General features: G+C 41.9%; 1 protein-coding gene. It reads left to right on the forward strand.

The genetic code is table 11. From position 1 onward, the window contains the following. Positions 1 to 79: 79 nt before the first annotated feature. Positions 80 to 589, forward strand: a 510-nt coding sequence (locus QZ359_RS04075; RefSeq protein WP_293961240.1) for a Tex-like N-terminal domain-containing protein, incomplete at its 3' end; no start/stop codon positions are given.

Here is a 589-nt window from a genome sequence, read left to right on the forward strand (position 1 = left end):
AAAGGGATTATTTTGATAATCAAAGATGCAAAAACAGGTAAGGCAAAACAAGAGCAGTTCCTTGTGGTATAATAGATTCATGGATAAAAAATATGAAAAAATCTCCCAGGATTTGGGAGTGACGTTAAAGCAAATTGATACCGTTCTAAGTTTGACAGCTGAAGGGGCTACTATTCCCTTTATCGCACGTTATCGCAAGGACATGACTGGTAGTTTGGATGAGGTGGCGATTAAGGCCATTATCGACTTGGATAAAAGTCTGACCAATCTCAATGACCGCAAGGAAGCTGTCTTGGCTAAGATTCAAGAACAAGGCAAGTTGACCAAGGAGTTGGAAGAAGCTATCTTAGCTGCTGAAAAATTAGCAGACGTAGAAGAACTCTATCTTCCATACAAGGAAAAACGTCGGACCAAGGCAACTATTGCTCGTGAAGCTGGACTCTTCCCTCTTGCTCGCTTGATTTTGCAGAATGTAGCTGGCTTAGATAAAGAAGCTGAAAAGTTTGTCTGTGAAGGATTTGCGACTGGTAAGGAGGCCTTGGCTGGTGCAGTTGATATCTTGGTCGAAGCCTTATCGGAAGATGTCAAT

The organism is Streptococcus sp. (genome assembly GCF_019414905.1).
Taxonomy (GTDB): Bacteria; Bacillota; Bacilli; order Lactobacillales; family Streptococcaceae; genus Streptococcus.